This window comes from Nonomuraea recticatena, assembly GCF_039533245.1.
GTDB lineage: Bacteria > Actinomycetota > Actinomycetes > Streptosporangiales > Streptosporangiaceae > Nonomuraea > Nonomuraea roseola.
This window is the reverse complement of the sequence record NZ_BAAATE010000029.1, coordinates 92160-112795: the sequence shown is the minus strand read 5'-3', so window position 1 is coordinate 112795 and position 20636 is coordinate 92160. Positions and strand designations below refer to the sequence as shown.

The 20636-nt window shown below is 70.9% G+C and carries 20 protein-coding genes; 9 read left to right on the top strand and 11 right to left on the bottom strand.

Annotation, left to right across the window (positions count from 1 at the left end):
- Positions 1 to 38: 38 nt before the first annotated feature.
- On the top strand, positions 39 to 683 hold the full coding sequence (locus ABFX50_RS38485) for a helix-turn-helix transcriptional regulator (protein WP_183643791.1): 645 nt from the start codon (positions 39 to 41) through the stop codon (positions 681 to 683).
- Positions 680 to 1813 carry an aminotransferase class I/II-fold pyridoxal phosphate-dependent enzyme gene (locus tag ABFX50_RS38480; protein WP_346153646.1) on the top strand — a complete coding sequence of 378 codons (1134 nt, stop codon included), beginning with the start codon at positions 680 to 682 and terminating at the stop codon, positions 1811 to 1813. The genes ABFX50_RS38485 and ABFX50_RS38480 overlap by 4 nt, the downstream gene beginning before the upstream one ends.
- A 94-nt stretch (positions 1814 to 1907) precedes the next feature.
- Here ABFX50_RS38480 and ABFX50_RS38475 read toward each other — a convergent pair whose 3' ends face one another.
- From ABFX50_RS38475 to ABFX50_RS38465, 3 genes are read right to left on the bottom strand one after another with little or no spacing between them, the layout of a single operon-like run.
- On the bottom strand, positions 1908 to 3152 hold the full coding sequence (locus tag ABFX50_RS38475) for an RNA polymerase sigma factor (RefSeq protein ID WP_346153644.1): 1245 nt from the start codon (positions 3150 to 3152) through the stop codon (positions 1908 to 1910).
- Positions 3149 to 3487, bottom strand: coding sequence for a YciI family protein (locus tag ABFX50_RS38470; protein WP_346153642.1), 339 nt, complete (start codon positions 3485 to 3487; stop codon positions 3149 to 3151). The genes ABFX50_RS38475 and ABFX50_RS38470 overlap by 4 nt, the downstream gene beginning before the upstream one ends.
- A 7-nt stretch (positions 3488 to 3494) precedes the next feature.
- Entirely contained in the window at positions 3495 to 3863 is a 369-nt protein-coding gene (locus ABFX50_RS38465) for a YciI family protein (RefSeq protein ID WP_346153640.1), read from the bottom strand.
- Between the two features lie 177 nt (positions 3864 to 4040).
- Between ABFX50_RS38465 and ABFX50_RS38460 the strand changes: the two genes are divergently transcribed.
- Positions 4041 to 4685 (top strand): dihydrofolate reductase family protein, encoded by a 645-nt coding sequence (locus ABFX50_RS38460; RefSeq protein WP_346153638.1) that lies wholly within the window; start codon positions 4041 to 4043, stop codon positions 4683 to 4685.
- A 46-nt stretch (positions 4686 to 4731) separates the two neighbouring features.
- On the opposite strand, the gene ABFX50_RS38455 is transcribed toward ABFX50_RS38460, so the two are convergent.
- The 3 genes from ABFX50_RS38455 to ABFX50_RS38445 form a co-directional block, all read right to left on the bottom strand.
- Positions 4732 to 5142 carry a VOC family protein gene (locus ABFX50_RS38455; protein WP_346153636.1) on the bottom strand — a complete coding sequence of 137 codons (411 nt, stop codon included), beginning with the start codon at positions 5140 to 5142 and terminating at the stop codon, positions 4732 to 4734.
- Positions 5143 to 5288: 146 nt separating this feature from the next.
- Complete coding sequence (locus tag ABFX50_RS38450) at positions 5289 to 5606, bottom strand: hypothetical protein (RefSeq protein ID WP_346153635.1); 318 nt, start codon at positions 5604 to 5606, stop codon at positions 5289 to 5291.
- Positions 5607 to 5857: 251 nt separating this feature from the next.
- Positions 5858 to 6841: a sigma-70 family RNA polymerase sigma factor gene (locus ABFX50_RS38445; protein ID WP_346153633.1), complete on the bottom strand. Its 984-nt coding sequence runs from the start codon at positions 6839 to 6841 to the stop codon at positions 5858 to 5860.
- 60 nt (positions 6842 to 6901) lie between these two features.
- On the opposite strand from ABFX50_RS38445, the gene ABFX50_RS38440 reads away from it, so the two are divergent.
- Entirely contained in the window at positions 6902 to 7525 is a 624-nt protein-coding gene (locus ABFX50_RS38440) for a maleylpyruvate isomerase family mycothiol-dependent enzyme (RefSeq protein WP_346153631.1), read from the top strand.
- 73 nt (positions 7526 to 7598) lie between these two features.
- Here the strand turns inward: ABFX50_RS38440 and ABFX50_RS38435 are convergent, their stop codons facing one another.
- On the bottom strand, positions 7599 to 8825 hold the full coding sequence (locus ABFX50_RS38435) for an MFS transporter (protein ID WP_346153629.1): 1227 nt from the start codon (positions 8823 to 8825) through the stop codon (positions 7599 to 7601).
- 72 nt (positions 8826 to 8897) lie between these two features.
- Between ABFX50_RS38435 and ABFX50_RS38430 the strand changes: the two genes are divergently transcribed.
- Both ABFX50_RS38430 and ABFX50_RS38425 read left to right on the top strand, forming a co-directional pair.
- Positions 8898 to 9737 carry a LysR family transcriptional regulator gene (locus ABFX50_RS38430; protein WP_346153627.1) on the top strand — a complete coding sequence of 280 codons (840 nt, stop codon included), beginning with the start codon at positions 8898 to 8900 and terminating at the stop codon, positions 9735 to 9737.
- Between the two features lie 162 nt (positions 9738 to 9899).
- Positions 9900 to 12179: a HelD family protein gene (locus ABFX50_RS38425; protein WP_346153625.1), complete on the top strand. Its 2280-nt coding sequence runs from the start codon at positions 9900 to 9902 to the stop codon at positions 12177 to 12179.
- Positions 12180 to 12222: 43 nt separating this feature from the next.
- On the opposite strand, the gene ABFX50_RS38420 is transcribed toward ABFX50_RS38425, so the two are convergent.
- From ABFX50_RS38420 to ABFX50_RS38410, 3 genes are all read right to left on the bottom strand, one after another.
- Positions 12223 to 13008, bottom strand: coding sequence for a GNAT family N-acetyltransferase (locus ABFX50_RS38420; RefSeq protein ID WP_346153623.1), 786 nt, complete (start codon positions 13006 to 13008; stop codon positions 12223 to 12225).
- Between the two features lie 91 nt (positions 13009 to 13099).
- On the bottom strand, positions 13100 to 13912 hold the full coding sequence (locus ABFX50_RS38415) for an aminoglycoside 3'-phosphotransferase (protein ID WP_346153622.1): 813 nt from the start codon (positions 13910 to 13912) through the stop codon (positions 13100 to 13102).
- A 217-nt stretch (positions 13913 to 14129) separates the two neighbouring features.
- On the bottom strand, positions 14130 to 14606 hold the full coding sequence (locus tag ABFX50_RS38410) for a MarR family winged helix-turn-helix transcriptional regulator (protein ID WP_346153620.1): 477 nt from the start codon (positions 14604 to 14606) through the stop codon (positions 14130 to 14132).
- Positions 14607 to 14768: 162 nt separating this feature from the next.
- Here ABFX50_RS38410 and ABFX50_RS38405 point away from each other — a divergent pair, with 162 nt between their 5' ends.
- The 3 genes from ABFX50_RS38405 (at position 14769) to ABFX50_RS38395 (ending at position 20190) form a co-directional block, all read left to right on the top strand.
- Positions 14769 to 17927, top strand: coding sequence for an efflux RND transporter permease subunit (locus ABFX50_RS38405; RefSeq protein ID WP_379503504.1), 3159 nt, complete (start codon positions 14769 to 14771; stop codon positions 17925 to 17927).
- Between the two features lie 92 nt (positions 17928 to 18019).
- Positions 18020 to 19450 carry an adenylosuccinate lyase gene (purB, locus tag ABFX50_RS38400; RefSeq protein WP_346153616.1) on the top strand — a complete coding sequence of 477 codons (1431 nt, stop codon included), beginning with the start codon at positions 18020 to 18022 and terminating at the stop codon, positions 19448 to 19450.
- Entirely contained in the window at positions 19447 to 20190 is a 744-nt protein-coding gene (locus tag ABFX50_RS38395; protein ID WP_346153614.1) for a GNAT family N-acetyltransferase, read from the top strand. The genes purB and ABFX50_RS38395 overlap by 4 nt, the downstream gene beginning before the upstream one ends.
- Here the strand turns inward: ABFX50_RS38395 and ABFX50_RS38390 are convergent.
- Positions 20148 to 20483 (bottom strand): DUF3817 domain-containing protein, encoded by a 336-nt coding sequence (locus ABFX50_RS38390; protein WP_346153612.1) that lies wholly within the window; start codon positions 20481 to 20483, stop codon positions 20148 to 20150. The genes ABFX50_RS38395 and ABFX50_RS38390 overlap by 43 nt on opposite strands.
- Between the last annotated feature and the right edge of the window lie 153 nt (positions 20484 to 20636).

Sequence of the window (20636 nt, the reverse complement as noted above, 5' to 3'; positions counted from 1 at the left end):
TCTGGACTCAATATCCAGTCTGGACATATAGTCCAGGCATGGAGACGACAGCGGATGGCGCCGACCCGCGGGTGCGGGCCTGGGCGCCGGTGTGCCAGGCGATCGCCCTGCTGCTCGGACCGTACGCCGAGGTCGTGCTGCACGATGTCGCGAGCGACCGCGTGCTGGGCGTGTGGAACCCGATGAGCAGGCGCGAGCCCGGCGACCCCTCGCTGCTGGGCGAGCTGGACCGGCTGGAGCCGTCGGCGCATGACGTCTACGGCCCCTACCAGAAACTGCTGTCCGACGGCCGGCGACTCTCCTCGGTCAGCGCGGTGCTGAGGGACGCGGAGGGGCGGCCCTCGGCCGTGCTGTGCGTCAACCTCGACCGGACCCCGCTGGAGCAGGCGGCCGCCGTGCTGGCCGGGTTCGCCGCGCCCTCGCAGCCACGCCCCGAGGCGCTGTTCGAACAGGACTGGACCGAGCGGGTGCACCAGGTCGTCGGCTCGTTCGTGCGCGAACGCGGCCGCCCCGTCGACCGCCTCGGACGCGAGGACCGGCTCGCCGTCCTCAGCGAACTCGACCAGGCGGGAGTGTTCGCCGTACGGCGGGCCGCCCCGGTCGTCGCCGGCGCGCTCAAGGTGTCGCGCTCCACCCTGTACGCCCTGCTCGCCGAGCTCAAAGCCCAAAGGAACGACTCGTGACCCTTCTGCCCGACTTCCGGCTGGAGACGTACTTCTCCCGCTGGGAGTTCACCGCCCGCCACCACCTGACGGCCTCCGACGCCCAGACCATGACCATGTCCGAGTTGCTCGCGCTGGCCGACCCGGGGGACCTGCACGCCTGGGAGACGCTGTCGTTCGGCTACACCGAGACCTTCGGCGATCCCGCGCTCCGGCAGGCGATCGCCGAAACCTACGCCCATGTCGACGCCGACGACGTGATCTGCTTCACCGGCGCCCAGGAGGCCCTCTATCTGGCCATGCACGTCCTGCTCGGACCGGCCGACCACGCCGTGGTCGTCACACCCAACTACCAGTCGGCCGAGACCGTCCCGCTGTCGCTGTGCGAGGTCAGCGGCGTGGCCCTGGACCCGGACGACGACTGGGCGCTGGACCTGGAGCGGGTCGTCGCGGCGCTGCGCCCCAACACCCGCGTGCTGTCGGTCAACTTCCCCAACAACCCGACGGGGACGCTCGTCGACGCGGCCGACTTCGCCCGCCTGGCACAGCTGTGCGACGAGCGCGGCATCCACCTGTTCAGCGACGAGGTCTACCGCGGCCTGGAACTCGATCCCTCCCGCACGCTTGCGCAGGCGGCGGAGCTGTCGGAGCGGGCGCTGTCGCTGAACGTGACCTCCAAGTCGCTGGGGCTGCCCGGGCTGAGGCTCGGCTGGATCGCCTGCCGCGACAGGGAGGTGCGCTCGCGACTGGAACGCGCCAAGCACTACACGACCATCTGCAACGCGGCGCCGTCCGAGGTGCTGGCCAGGATCGCCGTCAAGGCCCGCGACCGCATCCTGGAGCGCAACCGTGCCGTCATCGCCGCCAACCTGCCCGCCTTCGACGCGTTCTTCGCCGAGTTCGGGGAGCTGTTCGAGTGGCGGGCGCCTGACGGCGGCTGTGTCGCCTACCCCCGCTACCTGGGCGCGGACGGGGTGGAGCGGTTCTGCGCCGAGCTCGTCGAGCAGGCAGGGGTCCTGCTGCTTCCCTCGAGCATCTACCGTTCGGAGCTCACGCCCACACCCGGCGACCGCTTCCGCATCGGTGTCGGGCGCCGCGACCCCGGGCCCGCGCTGGACGCCTTCGCCGCGTGGCTGAGAGGCCGCCGGTGACCGTCTCCGTGCTCGGGCTTGAGGCGCTCGAGGCGGCGGCGCGCCCGCAGGCTTCCTCTCGACATCGGCCCACCGGGTGCGCCCTCGCCGGCTGCTATCGCTCCAGCTTGCCCGCCCTGGCCCGCAGGTAGCGCTGTTCGGGAAGGCTCGTGGTACGCAGGGCCGCCAGCCGGTAGTTCTCGCGTGCGGCAGCGTACTCGCCGGCCAGCTCCTGCAGGTGGGCGCGCACGGCGTGGAGACGGTGGTGACGGGCGAGCCGGGGGTCGCCGTCCAGGCTTTCCAGCAGTTCGAGGCCGGCCTGGGGCCCGCGGGTCATCGCGACCGCGACGGCGTGATTGAGCGTGACCATCGGGTTCGGCGCGATCCGAGTGAGGATTGCGTACAGAATGCGGATCTGTTCCCAGTCGGTGTCCGCGGCCCGCGGCGCCTGGACGTGCAGCGCGGCGATCGCCGCCTGGAGCTGGTAAGGGCCGAGGGGTGAGGCGGACATGCTCGCGGTGACCAGCGCGGTGCCCTCTTCGATCATGGCGGCGTCCCACAGGTTCCTGTCCTGCTCGGCCAGTGGCACGAGGGCGCCGTCCGGGCCGGTGCGGGCCGCGCGGCGGGCGTCGGTCAGCAGCATCAGCGACAGGAGACCGGCGACCTCACCGTCATCCGGCAAGGACCTGTGCACCATCCGGGTGAGCCTGATCGCCTCTGTGGTGAGCTCGCCGCGGTGCAGGTCGGGTCCTGAGCTGGCGGTGTAGCCCTCGTTGAAGATCAGGTAGAGCACCTGCAGGACGGCGTCCAGCCGGTCGGGCCACTCCTGGGCGCTCGGCATCTCGAACGAGGCGCCGACGGCCTTGATCCGTTGCTTGGCGCGGCTGATCCGCGGCGCCATGGTGGCCTCCGGCATGAGGAATGCCCGCGCCACCTCGGCGGTGGTGAGGCCGCCGACGGCGCGCAGCGTGAGCGCCACCTGGGAGGCGGGCGTCAGCGCCGGATGGCAGCACAGGAACAGCAGCGTGAGGGTGTCGTCGTGGTCGCGGGGGCCTTCGTCGCCTGGGTTCGGCGCGAGGCCGGCGTCCGGCGCCTCCCGTACCGCCGCGGTGGCCTCCCTCCGGCGGCGGGCCTGCTCGCTGCGTACCTGGTCGATCAGGCGGCGGGAGGCGACGGTCACCAGCCAGGAGCGCGGGCTTTCCGGGACGCCCTCGGCGGGCCACTGCATCGCGGCCGCGAGCAACGCCTCCTGGACCGCGTCCTCGCACTCCTCGAACCCGCCGTACCGGTGCAGGAGCACGCCGAGGACCTGCGGCGCCAGTTCGCGCAGCAGGTCCTCGAGGCGTTCGGACGCGCTCACATCTCCATCCCGGCCGAGTCCATCAGTGGCCGCACCTCCACGCCGCAGGCGTGACCGCTCGACAGCAGGGTGGCCAGTTCCACGGCACGCTCCCGGCTCTCGCAGTCCACCACGTACTGGCCGGCCACATGCTCCGAGGCCGGTAGGTACGGGCCGTCGGTCACTGCCACCACGCCGTCCCTGTCCCTCACGGCGGTGCTGAGGGAAGGGTCGGCGAAGGCGTGGGCACTGATCAGCTCCCCTGCCTGCCCGGACGCCGCCAGGAAGCCCTCAGGGTCAAACCCTTCCCCCGGTGGGTCCGCCGCGTTCAGGTAGAGATTCAGCAGGAACTTCACCGCGTGCTCAGTCGTCCGCCGTGCCTGCGTAGACCACGGGCCGCACCTCGATGCCCAGGCCCTCGACGCCGGCGTCCGGGATGAGCGCGGCCAGCTCCAGAGCACGCTGCCTGCTGTCGCACTCCACCAGGTAGTAGCCGCCGAGGTACTCCTTGGCCTCGAGGTAGGGCCCGTCCGTCACCGCCGGGACGCCGCCCCTGACCTTGACCACCGCGCTCTGCGACGGGTCGGCCAGCGCGACGGTGCCGATCATCTCCCCGGACTTCTTGACGGTCTCCATGAACGCGCCGTGGCCGCTCATCACCTCGTTGCGCTCCTCCTCGGTCAGCGCATCCCAGATCTGCGGGTTGCTGTGCATGATCAACAAGAACTTCATGTCGTCTCCTTCGATGGTCGGGCGGCACCCTTGAGGCGCCGTTCACCATGGAGTCGACGCCGGTGCCGCATTCTTGCGGTACCGACCGCAAGAATCTCCCCGCTGTTCCGACTACCCCCCCGAAGGGACGCCTGGCCTGGGCGTTCCGTGTTGCTTGCCGACTTCCGAGGAGGACGTATGTCGCAGTTGTTGAGGGTGCAGTGTTTCAACGTGTCGCAGGATGGGTTCGGCGCCGGCGAGGGGCAGAGCCTGGACCGGCCCTTCGGTCACGCGGACCCCGCTCCCCTGTGGTCCTGGGCGGGTGCCACCGCCAGCTGGGTGAACCGCACCGAGCCGGACGGCACTCGCGGCCTGGACGACTACCTGACCCGCGACCACACCCGCAACATCGGAGCGGAGATCATGGGGCGTAACAAGTTCGGCCCCCAGCGTGGTCCCTGGGAGAACCACGAGTGGCAGGGATGGTGGGGAGAGACCCCGCCGTTCCGGACACCGGTCTTCGTGCTCACCCACCACGAACGCCCGTCCTTCACCCTGGCTGACACCACCTTCCATTTCCTCGACGCGTCACCGGCCGAGGCGCTGGCACGCGCGAAGCAGGCCGCCGACGGCCGGGACGTGCGCCTCGGCGGCGGAGTCGCCACCGTCCGCGCGTTCATCGAGGCCGACCTGGTCGACACGATGCACATCGCCGTCGCGCCCGTCGACCTCCATCGAGGTGAACGACTGTGGGAGAGCCACACCGACCTGCTCGACCGCTTCCACCTTGAGACCGTACCGAGCCCCAGCGGGGTCACCCACCTGCTGTTCTGGAGACGGTGACCACTGACCCCGTGCGCCCCTGTCGGCGATGAGATCGCCGGACGGCTCAGCGGAGCTCTTGGACGCGGATCAGGTTGCCGGCGGGATCACGGAAGGCGCAGTCGCGTACCCCGTACGGCTGATCGGTCGGCTCCTGGACGACCTCGGCGTGGCCGGCCGCCAGCCGCTCGAAGGCGCCGTCGACGTCGGCGGTGGCAAGGACGATCCAGCCGTAGGTGCCCTTGGCCATCATCTCGACGATGGTGCGGCGCTCGTCCTCGGTGATGCCGGGGTCGGCGGCCGGCGGCCCGAGGAGGATGGACGTGCCGGGCTGGCCGACGGGGCCGACCGTGATCCAGCGCATCTTGCCGCTTCCGACGTCGTTGCGGACCTCGAAGCCGAGGACGTCTCGCCAGAATGCCAGGGAGGCGTCCGGGTCGTCATGCGGAAGGAAGGTCGTGTGAATGGTGATGTCCATGCCGGTCACGCTAGTTGCGGTCGGTGACCGGGGCCATTCGATCGCTGTCTTCCCTGCCCCATGACGTCGGCAGATCGTCCCGCCCGATGGTTCGCCTCCTGCCGGGCTCGGGCACCCGCCGGCGCACCGTCGAGGTGGCCTGCTGATCAGCGTGGGCGGCTGAGGGCGGCCTCGGCCAGATCCGTCCACTTCTCGGCCGAGGAGTGGGGCACGACCACCCAGTCCTTGATCGCCCTGCCCTGCCCCGAGGGGTCGAACAGGGACGCCCCGGCCAGCTGGAGCGCGGTGGTGTGTTCGGGGGTGTCCCTGACCAGCCGGAACACCATCGCGCCGTCGCGCTGCAGGCTCGCGAACACCTTCCCCGCCTGATCCTTGAGCGCGGGGCTCCCCATCATCGTGGAGATCCGTACACCCAGGTCGGCCAGCTCGGCGCCGACCTGCTTGAAATCCTCTTCGGCGCTCATCGTCAGTCGGTCCCAAACTCCATGGCGGTGTGGTCGAGCAGCTCGTCGTGGTCGGGGCTCCTGCCGCGCGGCGCGATCGCCTCGGCCTCGCCGTCCGGCAGCAACGGCGATCAGGCTAGTCCTCCTTGTGACACTGATCAAGGCCGGATGCGAGGTGCCGGCCATGCCGAGTCCCGCCGCCGCTCCTGGACTACGCGCGATGGATCACGACCAGCGCCGGCCAGGAAGGGGCAGGCTGTCAGGCACCTGGGTCAGGGGAGCTCGGAGGGCAGGCCGAAGGCGGGGAAGTGGTCGGGGCCGAGGAACGAGGTGATCTCGGCGATGCGCTCCCCGCGCAGCCCGAAGACGGTGATCGACCACGCCTCGTGCGGCCCTTCGGCGGACTGGCCCAGGTAGAAGGCCACGGCGGGCTGGCCGTTGGCGGTGGTGGGCAGGTGGCGCCAGCTGGGACACCGGGTCAGCGGGACCTCGACCGCGAAGTCGGTGACCGCCGGCAGCCCGCCGTACCACTGCGCCAGAGGCGGCATCGACCAGGTGACGTCGGCGGTGAGCAGCGCCACCAGCGCGTCGGCGTCGCCGCGCTCCAGCGCGGTGGCGAAGTCCGTGACCAGGGCCCGGACGCGGGCGTCGCCGAGGGTCCGCAGGGTCGGCTGCTGGCTGGGGCCTGGGACCCGGTCGGCGACGACCCTGCGGGCCCGGGCCAGGGCGGAGTTCACGGAGGTGGTGGAGGCGTCCATCATGGCGGCGATCTCGGCGGCGGAGAATCCCAGCACGTCGAACAACAGCAGGGCGGCACGCTGGTTGCCCGGCAGGTGCTGCAGTGCCGCGACGAAGGCGAGTTCGACGGCCTCGCGCTGCTCGTAGTCCAGCCCGACGTCGTGGTACGGGCCCAGCCATGGCTGCTCGGTCACCGGCGCGGCGTCGAGCACCGCGTGGTCGCTCGACGGGCCGAGGTCGACGGGCAGGGCGCGCCTGTCGCGGGTCTTCACCAGGTCCAGGCACGTCCGGGTGGCCACCGTGTAGAGCCAGGAGCGCATGGTCGAGCGGCCCTCGAAGCGGGGCAGTCCACGCCAGGCCCGGACAAGCGCCTCCTGCAGGGCGTCGTCGGCGTCGTGGACGGAGCCGAGCATGCGGTAGCAGTGGGCGTGCAGCTCGCGCTGGAGCGGCTGGATGAGGCGGGTGAACGCCGCGTCATCCCCCGCTCGGGCCTGAGCCAGATCGGTGTTCTCCGTCACAGGCGACGATTCTGCCTCATGACCGCAGTCCTACCTGTCAACGACTGGAGGTGCTCTGACATGACAGATTCCGAACTTTGGGCGCTCATCCACGCCGAGCGGGCGGCTCTGGCCGCCGATCTCGCGGCGCTGACGGACGGGCAGTGGGCGACGCCGTCCCTCTGCGAGGGCCTGTCCGTGCGCGAGGTGCTGGCCCACCTGATCGCGGGCGCCCGCCTCGGTCCCGTGCGGTGGCTGGCGGGGGTGGTGCGCTGCCGGTTCGACTTCGACCGGCAGGTGGCGATGCGGCTGGCCGAGCAGCTGGGGGCGTCACCGGCCGAGACGCTGGAGAGGTTCCGCAGGGCCGTGACGAGCAGGACCAAGCCGCCGCTGCCCGTGGTGGCCATGCTGGGCGAGACGGTGGTCCACGGGGAGGACATCCGCCGGCCTCTGGGCATCCGCCGCGACCACCCGATCGCCACGCTCACCCGCCTGGCCGAGTACTACGTGGGCTCCGACCAGGTCGTCCTGGCCAAGGGGCGGGTGCGCGGCCTGCGGCTGGCCGCCGACGACGGGCCGTTCGCCAGCGGCTCCGGGCCCTCGGTGACCGGTTCGACGCTGGCGCTGATCATGGCGATGACCGGGCGCGCCGGCTACCACGACGAGCTGTCGGGCGACGGCGTGGCGGTCCTGCGCGAACGCTGACGGCATCACTCTCGAACGACGAGGAAGGAGATGTTCACCGGCGCGGGACGCCCATGGCCGTACCGGGCGCACGTCATGGGGCCGGCGCGACGGTGTCGCAGGGCTCGAGTGCCTGCGCTGAAGACGACGGAGACGATGCGGCGGCAGGTGACCGGCGCGAGAGCAGGTATCCCGTCAGTGCGGCGAGCAGGCCGGCCAGGCCGGCTGCCGCGAAGCCGCCCGCAGGCGCTGACACGTCGATCGCCATGCCCACGATCGGGGAGCCGAGCGCGAACCCCGCGCTCGCCGCCGAGGCCTGCATGCCGGTCGCCTCGCCTCGCACACCGGCCGGCGCCAGCCGGCTCACCGCGTCGGAGACCGTGGAGAGGGTCGGTGCGGTCAGCAGTCCGGAACCGATGACGGCCACGCACAGCCAAGGCCAGTCATGGGCGAATCCGGCCGGAATCGTCACCAGCCCGAGCAGGCCGAGCAGCAGCCAGGTGGGCATCGGCCGGGACAGCGCTCCGTACACCAGACCACCCGCGACGGACGTCACCCCGAACACGGCGATGACCATGGCCGCCCACGAGACCTGACCGGCTTCTTGGAGGGTGGCGACGATGGCCAGGTCGACGCCGCTGAGCAGCATCGCGACGCCGAACCCCATCGTCAGGACAGCCGCCATGCGCGCTCCCAGCCACTCCCTGCGCCGGGGCCGGGCCGCCGCGTCGCCGTCCGTCTCGTCCTCGGCCCGCATCGGCGGGTTGAGCAGGGCAATCCCTGCCCCGCCGGCGACGATCGCGGCGCCCACTCCCCATGCCACCACGCCGGGGGACATCTTCGCCGCGCAAAGGATCACCACTGCCGGGCCCACCATGTACGACAGCTCGCCCGCCACCGAGTCCAGCGCGAACGCCGCCCGCCGCTGCGCTGTCGTCGTCATCGCGGTGATCGCCTGCCTGGTGACCGATTGGACCGGCACCATCAGCAGACCGGCGGCGAAGGAGGCACCCAGCAAGATCACGTACGGCTGCACAGGCACGGTCAGCCAGAACACGATCTGCGGCGCAACGGTGGCCAGCAGCACGGTACGCAGGCCCCGCCGGTCGATCATCCGGCCCAGCAGCGGCCCGCCCAGCGCGACACCGGCGGTGAGCGCCGCCACCACGGCTCCCGCCGCCGCGTAACTCATGTCGAGGGCAAGCACGACGTACATCGTCAGCGCCATCGCGTCCGCCGTGATCGCGGCACGAACGAGCAGCGAGATGCCCAACAGCGGCGTCATCCCCGGCACCGCGAGCACCTGTCGAAATCTGATCACCGGTTTGACGCTAAATCATCAGTATTGCCATAGGAAGTCGCTCATTTGTTGGACCGGGCATAATGAATGCTTATGGCTGATCTCGAGACCGCACTGCTGCGGTCATTCGTCACCGCCGTGCGAGCGGGCAGCATCAGCCGGGCGGCGGCCGCGCTCGGCCGTACCCAGCCCGCGCTCAGCCAGCACCTGCGCAAGCTCGAGAGGGCCGTCGGCAGTCCGCTGCTGCACCGGGCGCCGTCCGGCGTCTGGCCGACCAGGGCGGGCGAGGAACTGCTGCCCTACGCCGAGCGCATTCTCGCGTTGTCGGCCCAGGCGCTCGCCGAAACGGGGCGTGCGCTCACCGGGCATTGCGGCGTGGGGCTTCTCGAGGATCTCGCCGCTTCCCGCCTTTCTCAGGTGCTCGCCGACCTCGCGCGGCTGCACCCCGACGCGACGCTTGAGGTGCTCAGTCTTTCCAACGCGGCGATGCGGGAGGCCTACGACACCGGCCGTGTCCAGCTCGTGCTCGACGAGGTCCCGGATCTTCCCTGGCCGCCGCGCTGGACGGTGCGTCTGCCGCTGGTCTGGGCGGTCGGGCCTGGTGTCGCCGTTGACGCCGATCCGCTGCCGGTGGTGCTGTTCTCCAACACGTGCGCCTGGCGAACGTCGGTGCTGGAAACGCTGGAAGGCACCGGGCGGCGCTGGCGGGTGGCGTTCGAAAGCAACAGTCTCGCCGGAGTGCTCGCCGCGCTACGGGCCGGGCTCGGGGTCGCGGCGCTCATACCCGCCAACCTCGAGCCGGCCATGGCCTGCCACGATGCGGCCGCGCTGCCCGCTCTGCCGGACGTCGAACTCGGTCTTGCCCGCCGCCCCGGTACCGAAGGCGATGCGCTCATCGACGCCGTGGAGACCGCCCTGCGGCGGATGATCTGAGCCGCACGCGGGGACGCTGTCCCCGCTGCCCAGGAAGGTCAGCAAGAGCGAGGGGCACGGATCCGGAAAGGGGGCGCGCGATGACCGGCGATGCTAGAGTAGAAAACTTAGGTACGCCAAAAAGAGGCTGCTAAACCTCCACACTCCGATGGTATCAATCACATGTCGATTCGTCAAGATGGGGTTGCCGAGGCCATCAGGACCGAGCAGGCGCGCGTCACCATGCTCTACGACCGTCTCGACCTGGCCAGACGGCGGGCTGAGCAGGCGCTGGGCGAGGTCTTCGGGCGCGGCGGAGCGGTCGCCAACGTGCAGGGGAGGGTCGAGCGGGAGGTGGCCGCCGCGGAGCAGTGGCGCAGGCTGGCGCAGCTGTCGGGCGTCGAGCGCGGGCTGTGCTTCGGCAGGATCGACGACGCCGACGGCGTCACCACCTACATCGGCCGCATCGGGCTGCGCGACGACGAGCACGAGTCGGTGCTGATCGACTGGCGGGCCCCTGCCGCCAGGCCGTTCTACGTGGCCACGCCGGGCGATCCCGGCACGCTGGTGCGCCGCCGTCACCTGCATCTGAGGGAGCGCACCGTCATCGGCCTCGACGACGAGGCTTTCGACCTGGAGCGAATGAGCGAGAGCGACAGGCGCTCCCTCGTCGGCGAGGCGGCGTTGATGGCGGCGCTGCGGCGGGGCCGTACCGGGCGGATGAGTGACGTGGTGGCCACCATCCAGACCGAGCAGGACCGGGTGATCCGCTCGGACCTGCAGGGGGCGCTGGTGGTGCAGGGCGGCCCCGGCACGGGCAAGACGGTGGCGGCGCTGCACCGCGCGGCCTACCTGCTGTACGCGCACCGCGACACGCTGGAGCGGCGCGGCGTGCTGGTCGTCGGGCCCAACTCGATGTTCCTGCGCTACATCGAGCAGGTGCTGCCTGCGCTGGGTGAGAGGCAGGTGGTGATGGCCACGGTGGGGGAGCTGTATCCCGGTGTGCGGGCCGTCGCGGCCGACCCGCCGGCCGCCGCGGTGGTCAAGGGCGACGCGCGGATGGCCGGGGTGGTGGCGCAGGCCGTACGGCGGCGGCAGCGGGTGCCGCAGGGCGACCTGGAGATCGAGGTCGACGGGGGTGTGGCGAGGGTCGCGCACGAGACGTGCGCGCGCGTCAGGGACAGGGCCAGGGCGGTACGGCTGCCGCACAACATGGCCCGCAAGCTGTTCGTCACCGAGATGCTGAGGGAGCTGGCGCGCGACCTGCTGGTGAGCCTGGACGCCTCGCTCGCGCTGGAGAACTTCCTGCCGGCAGAGGCGGTGGCGGCGCTGGAGAAGGAGCTGCCCGGCAGGCAGGAGCCCTACACCGAGCAGGAGCTGGCCTACGAGGCCGAGCGGCTGTGGGATCTGCCCGAGGTGCGCGCGGCGCTGGAGGCGCTGTGGCCGGAGCTGACGCCGCAGCGCCTGGTCTCAGAGCTGCTGTCGAGCCCCGAGACGTTGTCCGCCGTGGCGGGCGACCTCGACTGGCGGGCGCTGGTACGGCCGGCGAGCGCGCCGTGGACGGTCGGCGACGTGCCGCTGCTGGACGAGGCGGCCGAGTTGCTGGGCGAGGACGACTCGGCGAGCAGGGCGGCGGCGCGCAGAGCGGGTGAGGCCAGGCGGGAGGCCGAGCTGTACGCCGGTGAGGTGCTGGTCTCCACCGGCCTGGCCGAGGAGGGCGTGATGGTGGCGTCGGCGCTGGCCCACAGGCATGACGACGATGGTGCGGCCCTGACGACGGCCGACAGGGCGGCGGCCGACCGCACGTGGGCCTACGGGCACGTGATCGTGGACGAGGCCCAGGAGCTGTCGCCGATGGCCTGGCGGGTGGTGATGCGCAGGGTCCCTGCCCTGTCGCTGACGGTGGTGGGCGACGTGGCGCAGACCGGCTCGGCGGCCGGGGCGCGCTCGTGGGCCGAGATGCTGGACCCCTACCTGGCCGGTCGCTGGCGGGAGGAGCGGCTGCTGGTCAACTACCGCACACCGGTGGAGATCATGGAGGTGGCCGCCGACGTGCTGCGCGCCGTCGACTCCCTCCTCGAACCGCCCGAGTCGGTACGGCGGGGCGGGGCGGCGCCGCTTGCCGTACGGGGCGGGCCCGAGCAGGTGCCGTCGCTGGTGGAGGCCGAGAGGCGCGAGATCGGGGAGGGCAGGGTCGGGGTGGTGACCTCTGACGCCGTGCACACGCGGGTGGCGGCGCTGGTGCCCGGCGGTGACGACCTCGACGCGCCGGTGGTGGTGCTGACGGTGACCCAGTGCAAGGGGCTGGAGTTCGACTCGGTGGTCGTGGTGGACCCCGAGGGGATCCTGCGGCAGTCGGCCAGGGACCTGTACGTGGCGGTGACGCGGGCGACCAGGCGATTGACCGTGCTCTGTCCCGATCGGCTTCCCGAAGTTCTCCGACGCTTGAAATCTACTTTGTAAAGGCGGTTGGCGGGGCGACCTTCGGTCGCCCATCCTTAGTGGACTAAAGACCCTCAACAACAAACAGGTGCGGCGTGGTCGTGGTCAGCGCGGTGAAGCCGAGGCGGCTCAGGATGGGGCGGCTGTCGTCGGAGGCGTCGACCTGCAGGTATCGGTAGCCGTGGGCGGCGGCGATGCGCGTGCGGTAGGCGACCAGGGCCCGGTAGATGCCGCGTCCGCGCCAGTCGGGTACGGTTCCGCCGCTCCAGAGGCTGGCGAAGTGGGTGCCGGGGTGCAGGTCGAGGCGGGCGGCGCTGACGGGGCGGGTGCCTGCCATGGCGACGACGGCGGCGACGGTGTCGGGTGCCTCGGCGAGTTGGGTGAGCAGGCGGTGCTTGATGTGGGTGGCGGTGGTGTCGAAGGCCTGCTGGTGGACCTGCATCATGAGGTCGACGCCTGCGGGGTCGGTGACGGGGTGCAGGTGGATGCCGTCGGGTGGCGGGGTGGTGGTGGGCAGGTCGCTGATGGTGGCGACCATGAGCGTTTCGGTGGGTTCTTGGGTGGCGCCTGCGGCGAGGAGGCGTTGGGCGAGGTCGGTGGGCTGGTCGTGGGCGTAGAGCTTCCATTCGAAGTCGTGGCCGAGTGCGGCGAAGTGGCTGATCTGGTTGGCGATGGCGGTGTCGGCGGTGGTGTGGTCGAGGTCGCTCCAGAGGATGCCGTTCCAGCCTTGGCGGGTGCTGGTCTGGCGTAGGACGCCGTCGGTGAGGTGGAGGGTGGCGTGGGCGTCGTCGGGTTGGGCGTGGCGGCGCATCTGGTCGTCGAAGAGGGCGAGGGTGTCGTGGGGGTTCATGGTTGGTCCTGGGTGAGTGGAGGCCGTTGAGGAGTGGTCGTAGCCGGCATGGCTGGTCCTTCCCTTTTCCTTTGGGGAGGGTGAGGGCGGGTCAGGCCAGGTCCCAGAGCAGGCGGTAGTAGGCGAGGCGTTCGGGGTCGGGGTCGATGCCGTAGGCGTCGTAGAGGATGCCGTCGTAGCCGGGGCCGTAGTCCTCTTCGGCGCTCCAGGCCGCCACGGCGAGGTCGGCCCATCGGTCGGCGAGGCCGAGTGAGCCGAGGTCGACGTGGGCGGCGAAGGTGCCGTCGTGGTGGAGCAGGGTGTTGGGGACGCAGGCGTCTCCGTGGCAGACGACGAGGTGGTCGATCGGGGGTGGTTCGGCGAGGCGTGCGCGGGCGTGTTCGGGGTCGAGGTGTTGGTGTTCGGGGAACCAGTCGGCTGGGCCTTCGCCGTTGGCGAGGCGTTCGTCGGCGCGGGTGAGTCGTCGTTGGACGCTCCAGTCGAAGGGGCAGTCGTCGACGGGCAGGGCGTCGTGGAGGAGTCGTAGTCCTCGGCCGATGGCTGCGGCGGCGGTGGCGGGGTCGGCGATCCATCGGGGTTGGATGGCTGATTGGCCGGGGACGGCGGCGGTGAGGAGCCAGGCGCCGTCGGGGTTGGTGCCGTGGTCGATGACGGGTGGGACGGTGGCCCATCGCTGTGCCCAGGCCAGGCGTCGGGCTTCGGCGGGCAGGTCGATCTCGGGGGTGCCGGTGGCGACCCATTTGGCATATCTGGTGGTGCCGTTCGGGTTGTCGAGGCGGAAGGTGAGGCCGCCGAGTGCGTTGCGCCAGACGGGGGTGATGGTGTCGTCGCCGGCGAGGGTGGTGACGATGCGGGGGACGGCGACGGGGCCGGTGGGGATCTCGGAGGTGTGGGGGCGGCTCATGACGACGTGATCCTCGCAGGGTCGCGGCGTCGGCGCTATCGGGTTTCGAGCTGGGCTTTTACGGGGCGTGCGACGCCCTGGTGGCCGGGGTGGCGGGTGTCAGGTCGGCTCGCTGCTGCGTCTCGTCAGGCGTGGCGGTGTTCATGGTGTTCGTGCGGTCCTCGCGGTCGTTTCTTCCTGCAACGTTCCCTGAGGTACGGGGGAGTGTTGGAGAGGTTCAGCGGGCCGCGGTGGTGTTGTGGCGGGGGAAGGGGAGTTCGGCCGCGATGGCGGCGATCTTGGCGGTGATGTCGGCCAGGGAGCGCAGGGAGTCGAGGTCGAGCCGCTCCATGATGCGCCGGTAGTTGCGTAGCCCGGCGTCGTTGAGCTCTTCGACGAGGGTGCGGCCGGCGTCGGTGAGCTGGACTCGTCGTACGCGCCGGTCGTGGGGGTCCTCGTGGCGGGTGACGAGGCCGTGGCCGACGAGTCTGTCGACGATGCCGGTGACGGTGCCGAGGCCGACGCCGAGGTTGCCGGCGAGTTCCTGTCCTGAGGCGGAGCCTGTGCATGACAGGAGGATGACGACTTTGAGCTGCCGCATGGTGAGGTTGGAGTCGAACAGGGGTGAGCGGTCCTGGGCCAGGAGTCGTCCGAGGCCGCGTTGGGTCTCGCTGATCTGGCGAATCAGGGTCTCGCGTTCGTCGTCCACTCTCACCTCTCGCTTCCTGAGAAGGTTATCAGGAAAGACACGGTCAGTTAAATATTCGCTCAAGGCGAAGTGTTAGTCTGAGGCGAATTCTTTTGTCGCTTCCCCCGTGAGGACCGGATGACTGCTCTGGCCCGGTTGAGCCTCGCCAACCGAAGTCTCGTCATATTGGTGGCGATCGTGTTGAGCGCGTTCGGCGCCTTCACCATTCCGCAGCTCAAGCAGCAGTTGCTGCCGTCGTTGTCGTTCCCTGGCGCGTTCGTCGTCGCGCCCTATCCCGGGGCCTCGCCTGAGATCGTCGAGGATCTGGTCACCAAGCCGATCGAGGACTCCTTCGCCGGCATCGACGGCATGGAGAAGATGACCTCGACGTCGAAGGAGGGGATGGCGCAGATCCAGGTGGCCTTCGCCTACGGCACCGACATCGACGACTCGCTGGCCAAGATGCAGCAGGCCGTCAGCCGTATCCCGCTGCCCGACGGGGTCGACCCGCAGGTGGTGGCGGGCAACACCGACGACATCCCGGTGCTGGTGCTGGCGGTGGGCGACGGCGGTGACGAGCGGCAGATGGCCGACAGGCTGCGCCGCGTCATGGTGCCGGAGCTGCAGGGCATCGAGGGGGTGCGCGAGGCCGACGTCACCGGCGCCAGGGACGAAGAGGTGGTGATCACGCCCGACGCCAAGAAGATGGCGAAGAAGGGTGTGTCGCCCGCGCAGATCCCCGAGGTGCTGAAGGCGAACGGCACGCCGGTCCCGGCCGGCACGCTGACCGAGGACGGCAAGTCGCTGACGGTCCAGGTGGGCGAGCGGGTCGACTCGATCGAGGCGCTGAAGGACCTGTATCTGACGCCCGCGCCGCAGCAGGTTGCGCCGCAGGCCTCTCAGCAGCAGACGGGCAGGCCCACCGGCCAGCTCGCCCAGCCCGGCCGGCCGCAGGCGAACCCGGCCAGCCCGGCGACGCCTGCTGTCGCGCCGAAGCCGCCCAAGCCGGTGAAGCTGGGCGAGGTGGCGAAGGTGGAGCGGCGCAAGGCCGAGGCCACGACGCTGACGCGGACCAACGGCGAGCCGAGTCTGGGCGTGTCGGTGACGATGACGCCGGACGGCAACGCGGTGAGCATCTCGCATGCCGTACGCGACAGGCTGCCGGAGCTGGGGGCGGCGCTCGGCGGCGCGGCGGTGACGGTGATCTTCGATCAGGCGCCGTACGTGGAGCGTTCGATCGAGTCGCTGACGACCGAGGGTCTGCTGGGTCTGGCGTTCGCGGTGCTGGTCATCTTGGTGTTCCTGCTGTCGGTGCGCTCGACGCTGGTGACGGCGGTGTCGATCCCGCTGTCGGTGGTGATCGCGTTGATCGCGTTGTGGGCGGGTGACTACTCGCTGAACATGCTGACGCTGGGCGCGCTGACGATCGCGGTGGGCCGGGTGGTCGACGACTCGATCGTGGTGCTGGAGAACATCAAGCGGCATCTGGGTTACGGCGAGCCGAAGCGGACGGCGGTGACAGCGGCGGTGCGTGAGGTGTCGGGCGCGGTGACGGCCTCGACGCTGACGACGGTGGCGGTGTTCGCGCCGATCGCGTTCGTGGGCGGCATGGTGGGTGAGCTGTTCGCGCCGTTCGCGGTCACGGTGACGGTGGCGCTGCTGGCTTCGTTGCTGGTGTCGCTGACGGTCATCCCGGTGCTGGCCTACTGGTTCTTGAAGGCGCCGGCGCTGGAGCCTGAGGAGGCCAGGGCGGTCAGGGAGGCGGCCGAGGCCAAGGAGCTGCGCAGCCCGCTGCAGCGCATGTACCTGCCGGTGTTGCGGTTCGCCACGCGTCGCCGTCTGGTGACGGTGCTGATCGGTGTGGTGGTCTTCGCCGCGACGATGGGCTTGGCGGGCAGGCTGGAGACCAACTTCATCGACTCCTCGGGCCAGGACACGATCTCGGTGAGCCAGCGGATGCCGGTGGGCACGGATCTGGCCACGACCGACGCGGCGGCCAAGAAGGTGGAGCGGGTGCTGGCCGAGTTGGAGGGCGTGCGTTCCTACCAGGTCAACGTCGGCGGCGGCAACGCGATGATGGGCGGCACGGGCGGCGGCGCCGATCGGGTGTCGTACTCGCTGACGGCCGAGGAGGGCGCGGACACGGCGGCGCTGCAGGAGCGGCTGCGTGCCGAGCTGAAGGAGCTGTCGGGTGTGGGTGAGGTGACGGTCGGCGGGCAGGGCGGCGGCGGCTTCGCCTCCGACTCCATCGACGTGATCGTGCAGGCGCCGGACTCGCAGACGCTGGGCCGCGCGGCCGAGCAGGTGAAGGCGGCGATGGGTGAGCTGCCGCAGTTGCGTGACGTCTCCTCCAACCTGGAGGGCAGCGCGCCGCGGATCGAGGTGGCCGTCGACAGGGAGAAGGCCGCTGAGAAGGGCGTGACCGAGGCGCAGGTCGGGCAGGCGGTGGCGCAGGCCTTCCGTGGCGCGCCGCTGGGTCAGCTGACTTTGGACGGCATCGCCAGCGATCTGATCCTGCGCGGCGACGACGCGCCTGCGGATGTGGAGGAGGTCGAGGACCTCAAGGTCGGGCCGGTCAAGGTGTCGCAGGTGGCGAAGGTGTCGCAGGTGGACGGGCCGACGCAGATCACCAGGATCGACGGTGAGCGTTCGGCGACGGTGTCGGCCAAGGCGGCCGCCAGCGACCTGGGCAGCGTGACGCAGACGCTGACGGCCAAGCTGGACGCGCTGGCGCTGCCGGCGGGTGCCGCGTACACGATCGGCGGGGTGTCGGCCGATCAGGCCGACGCGTTCGCCGACCTGGGGCTGGCGATGGTGGCGGCGATCGCGATCGTCTTCATGATCATGGTGGCGGCGTTCAGGAGTTTCGTGCAGCCGCTGATCCTGTTGGTGTCGGTGCCGTTCGCGGCGACGGGCGCGATCGGGCTGCTGCTGGCGACGGGGACGCCGATGGGTGTGCCCGCGTTGATCGGCATGCTGATGCTGATCGGCATCGTGGTGACGAACGCGATCGTGCTGATCGACCTGATCAACCAGTACCGCGAGCAGGGCATGGGCGTGGTGGAGGCGGTCATCGAGGGTGGCAGGCGCAGGCTGCGGCCGATCCTGATGACCGCGGTGGCCACGATCGGCGCGCTGGCGCCGATGGCGCTGGGGGTGACGGGCTCGGGCGGGTTCATCTCCCAGCCGCTGGCGATCGTGGTGATCGGCGGGTTGATCTCCTCGACGCTGCTGACGCTGGTGCTGGTGCCGACGCTGTACACGATGGTGGAGCGGACCAAGGAGCGGCTGCGCCGCACTCCGGCCGCGCCGGCGCACGCCAAGGAGAAGGTGGCCGCCCCGGCCTAGCGCCGGAGCGTGAACGATGAAGGGGGGCGGTCCCTGCGGGGGCCGCCCCCCTTTCGCATGTGCGGGGGGCGGGCCCCATACACTGGGGCAACGTGACGTCCAAGCCGTTGATCCCCAATGTTCTGGCCGCCCGCTACGCCTCCGGCGAGCTGGCCCGCCTGTGGTCTCCCGAGTACAAGGTGGTCGCCGAGCGGCGGCTGTGGCTGGCGGTGTTGAGGGCGCAGGCGCAGTTGGGCGTCGCGGTGCCGCAGCAGGCGATCGACGACTACGACAAGGTCGTCGAGCAGGTCGATCTGGCCTCCATCGCCGAGCGGGAGCGGGTCAGCAGGCACGATGTGAAGGCCCGCATCGAGGAGTTCAACGCGCTGGCCGGGCATGAGCACGTGCACAAGGGCATGACCTCGCGTGACCTGACCGAGAACGTCGAGCAGTTGCAGATCCGCGACAGCCTGCTGCTGGTGCGTGATCGGGCGGTGGCGTTGCTGGCGCGGCTGGCCTCGCTGGCCGAGGAGCACGAGGCGACGGTGATGGCGGGCCGTTCGCACAACGTGGCCGCGCAGGCCACGACGTTGGGCAAGCGTTTCGCCGGAGCGGCCGACGAGCTGCTGGTGGCTTTCGCGCGGCTGGAGGAGCTGATCGGCCGTTACCCGCTGCGCGGCATCAAGGGTCCTGTCGGCACCGCGCAGGACATGCTTGACCTGCTGGGCGGCGACCGGGCCAAGCTGGCGGCGCTGGAGGAGCAGGTGGCCGCGCACCTGGGCTTCGAGCGGCGCTTCACCAGCGTGGGGCAGGTCTATCCGCGTTCGCTGGACTTCGAGGTGGTCACGGCGCTGGTGCAGTTGGCGGCCGCGCCGAGTTCGCTGGCCAAGACGATCAGGCTGATGGCCGGGCACGAGCTGGTCACCGAGGGTTTCAAGGAGGGGCAGGTCGGCTCGTCGGCGATGCCGCACAAGATGAACACCCGCTCGTGCGAGCGGGTCAACGGCCTGACGGTGATTCTGCGCGGGTATGCGTCGATGACCGGTGAGCTGGCCGGCGATCAGTGGAACGAGGGCGACGTGTCGTGCTCGGTGGTGCGCAGGGTGGCGCTGCCGGACGCGTTCTTCGCCTTCGACGGGCTGGTGGAGACGATGCTGACGGTGCTGGCCGAGTTCGGCGCCTTCCCCGCGGTCATCTCGGCCGAGCTGGATCGCTATCTGCCGTTCCTGGGCACGACCAAGATGCTGATGGCCGCGGTGCGGGCCGGGGTGGGCCGCGAGCAGGCGCACGAGCTGATCAAGGAGCACGCGGTGGCCTCGGCGCTGGCGATGCGCTCGCAGGGGCAGGCCAACAGGCTGCTGGAGCGGCTGGGCGGCGACGAGCGCTTCCCGCTGGATGAGGCGCAGCTGCAGGCGTTGCTGGCCGACAGGGTCTCCTTCACGGGCGCGGCGGCCGACCAGGTCGAGTCGGTCTCGCAGCGGGTGGGGGAGATCGTGGCCCGCTACCCGCAGGCGGCCGGCTACGCGCCCGGCGCCATCCTGTGATCGTCGAGCTGACCTCGCTGGAGCAGGTGGCGGACGCGTGCGGCGACGACGACCTGGTGGTGTGGGCGGCTCAGGATCTGCGTGGCGGCGCCAGGGCGTGGGCTGTGCGGGAGTCGTCGGGCGAGGCGGTGGTGGCCGCGGGCCCGGGGGTGTCGCTGCGTGACAGGCTGGCTGTGTGGGGCGCGCCGGCGCAGGCCGCCACGCTGGTACGGCACGCGCTGGCCGAGGTGGGTCCCGGCTTTCGCCCGCTGGGTGAGGCGGAGCTGATGCGGCGCGTGGTGGCCGAGGTCGAGCCGCTGCGGTGGGTGGCGGGCTTTTCCTGGATGAGTCTGGACCATGTGCCGGTGGGTCCCGCCGACGGGGTGTCGTGGCTGGAGGGCTCCTTCGATGAGGAGATCTCCAAGCTGCTGGCCGTCCACGCCCCCGACTCCTATGCCGCTCCCGGCAGGCCGGGGGTGACGCGGTGGGCGGGGCTGCGGGTGGAGGGCAGGCTGGCGGCCGTGGCCGCCGACGCGTGGAGCGCGCCGTCGGTCGGGTTCCTGGCGGGGGTGGCCACCGACGCCGCCCATCGGGGCAGGGGGCTGGCCGCGCGGGTGTGCAGGTGGTTGAGCGGCAGGCTGGTGGCCGCGCACGGCAGGGCGGCGCTGATGGTCGATGACCACAACGCCGCCGCGCTGGCCGTCTACGAGCGGCTCGGCTATCGCCGGCTGCCGGTGGCGGCGACCGAGGTGGCCGCCTGAGGCTCTCCCGGGTGGCTCCTTCGGCGCTGCTGGCGGCGTTCGAACCAGACGGTGGCCAGCGGCGGCACCGAGCAGGCCAGGCCGAGCACGGTGGTGGCTCTGCTCCAGCCCTCCTGGCGGGCCAGCAGCAGCACCGCGGCGAGGTAGAGCACGAACAGGCCGCCGTGGACGGGCCCGAAGATTTTCACGCCGAGCTCGCCGGCCTGCGCGATGTATTTGACGTACATGCCGGCCAGCAGGCCGACCCAGGAGCAGGCTTCGGCAATGGCGACGGCGCGGAACAGGCGGAGCACAGGAGGCGACCCTTTCGCTGGTGTGGTGGTGCGCAGGCCAGCCTAGGGGCAGGGTGGGCCGCCAGGTCATCCGGGCTGCCTGCCGGGCCGCCTGCCGGGCGGCCCGGCTGCTCTGGGCTGCGGGTGAGAAAATCGGGTGAGGTTCCGGGACCG

Bases quoted from the DNA above. Each gene is read 5' to 3' on its own strand.
- ABFX50_RS38425 (WP_346153625.1), top strand. From the start codon at position 9,900: ATGTCGATTCGTCAAGATGGGGTTGCCGAGGCCATCAGGACCGAGCAG.
- ABFX50_RS38420 (WP_346153623.1), bottom strand. From the start codon at position 13,008: ATGAACCCCCACGACACCCTCGCCCTCTTCGACGACCAGATGCGCCGC.
- ABFX50_RS38455 (WP_346153636.1), bottom strand. From the start codon at position 5,142: ATGGACATCACCATTCACACGACCTTCCTTCCGCATGACGACCCGGAC.
- ABFX50_RS38440 (WP_346153631.1), top strand. From the start codon at position 6,902: ATGACAGATTCCGAACTTTGGGCGCTCATCCACGCCGAGCGGGCGGCT.
- ABFX50_RS38430 (WP_346153627.1), top strand. From the start codon at position 8,898: ATGGCTGATCTCGAGACCGCACTGCTGCGGTCATTCGTCACCGCCGTG.
- ABFX50_RS38460 (WP_346153638.1), top strand. From the start codon at position 4,041: ATGTCGCAGTTGTTGAGGGTGCAGTGTTTCAACGTGTCGCAGGATGGG.
- ABFX50_RS38450 (WP_346153635.1), bottom strand. From the start codon at position 5,606: ATGAGCGCCGAAGAGGATTTCAAGCAGGTCGGCGCCGAGCTGGCCGAC.
- ABFX50_RS38465 (WP_346153640.1), bottom strand. From the start codon at position 3,863: ATGAAGTTCTTGTTGATCATGCACAGCAACCCGCAGATCTGGGATGCG.
- ABFX50_RS38485 (WP_183643791.1), top strand. From the start codon at position 39: ATGGAGACGACAGCGGATGGCGCCGACCCGCGGGTGCGGGCCTGGGCG.
- ABFX50_RS38415 (WP_346153622.1), bottom strand. From the start codon at position 13,912: ATGAGCCGCCCCCACACCTCCGAGATCCCCACCGGCCCCGTCGCCGTC.